The following is a 1,610-nucleotide window of genomic DNA, read 5'->3' as shown; positions in this document are numbered from 1 at the left end:
AGCGAGATGTGGGTGAGAATCCCACAGGCCGTAAACCCAAGGTTTCCAGGGGAAGGTTCGTCCGCCCTGGGTTAGTCAGGACCTAAGCCGAGGCCGAAAGGCGTAGGTGATGGACAACAGGTTGATATTCCTGTACCACCAATAACCGTTTGAGAAATGGGATGACACAGTAGGATAAGCTAACCGCACTGTTGGTTATGTGCGGGCAAGTATTGAGGCAGTTCCGATAGGCAAATCCGTCGGAATAATGCTGGGGTACGATGCGGAGCGAAATTAAGTAGCGAAGTAGCTGATTTCACACTGTCGAGAAAAGTCTCTATCGAGGTTAAAGGTGCCTGTACCGCAAACCGACACAGGTGGGTGAGGAGAGTATCCTAAGGCCAGCGAGAGAACTGTTGTTAAGGAACTCGGCAAAATGACCCCGTAACTTAGGGAGAAGGGGTGCCTTCGAAAGAAGGCCGCAGAGAATAGGCCCAAGCGACTGTTTACCAAAAACATAGGTTTCTGCTAAGTCGCAAGACGATGTATAGGAGCTGACGCCTGCCCGGTGCTGGAAGGTTAAGGGGATCTGTTAGAGCAATCGAAGCAGTGAACTTAAGCCCCAGTAAACGGCGGCCGTAACTATAACGGTCCTAAGGTAGCGAAATTCCTTGTCGGGTAAGTTCCGACCCGCACGAAAGGCGTAACGATTTGGGCACTGTCTCAACAACAGACTCGGTGAAATTGTAATACCGGTGAAGATGCCGGTTACCTGCGACAGGACGGAAAGACCCCATGGAGCTTTACTGTAGCTTGACATTGAGTCTCGGTGCTACATGTACAGGATAGGTGGGAGACTATGAAGCATGGACGTCAGTCTGTGTGGAGTCATCCTTGGGATACCACCCTTGTAGTACTGGGATTCTAACCAGAGGCCATGAATCTGGTCTTGGGACACTGTCAGGTGGACAGTTTGACTGGGGCGGTCGCCTCCCAAAAAGTAACGGAGGCGCTCAAAGGTTCTCTCAGTACGGTCGGAAATCGTACGAAGAGTGTAAAGGCAAAAGAGAGCTTGATTGCAAGACATACAGGTCGAGCAAGGACGAAAGTCGGACTTAGTGATCCGGTGGTTCCGCATGGAAGGGCCATCGCTCAACGGATAAAAGCTACCCTGGGGATAACAGGCTGATCTCCCCCAAGAGTCCACATCGACGGGGAGGTTTGGCACCTCGATGTCGGCTCATCACATCCTGGGGCTGTAGTAGGTCCCAAGGGTTGGGCTGTTCGCCCATTAAAGTGGTACGCGAGCTGGGTTCAGAACGTCGTGAGACAGTTCGGTCCCTATCCGTCGCAGGCGTAGGAAATTTGAGGAGACCTGTCCTTAGTACGAGAGGACCGGGATGGACGTACCGCTGGTGTACCAGTTGTTCTGCCAAGGGCATGGCTGGGTAGCTAAGTACGGAAAGGATAAGCGCTGAAAGCATCTAAGCGCGAAGCCCACTTCAAGATAAGATTTCCCACCGCAAGGTTAAGATCCCAGGAAGACTACCTGGTTGATAGGTCAGAGGTGTAAGTGTAGTAATATATTTAGCTTACTGATACTAATAGATCGAGGACTTGACCAAATGAAT

At 51.2% G+C, this 1,610-nt stretch carries 1 rRNA gene; it reads left to right on the top strand.

Annotated features, from left to right (window positions below):
• Positions 1–1,604: ribosomal RNA gene (locus tag ABCM86_RS13955) — 23S ribosomal RNA — on the top strand; the annotation flags it as partial.
• Positions 1,605–1,610: the final 6 nt, after the last annotated feature.

This window comes from Clostridium sp. 2218st1_F5_2218SCRN_220325 (assembly GCF_039062665.1).
GTDB lineage: Bacteria > Bacillota > Clostridia > Peptostreptococcales > Peptostreptococcaceae > Intestinibacter.
Note: the sequence above shows the minus strand (reverse complement) of the source record. Positions and strands in the feature narration are given on the sequence as shown.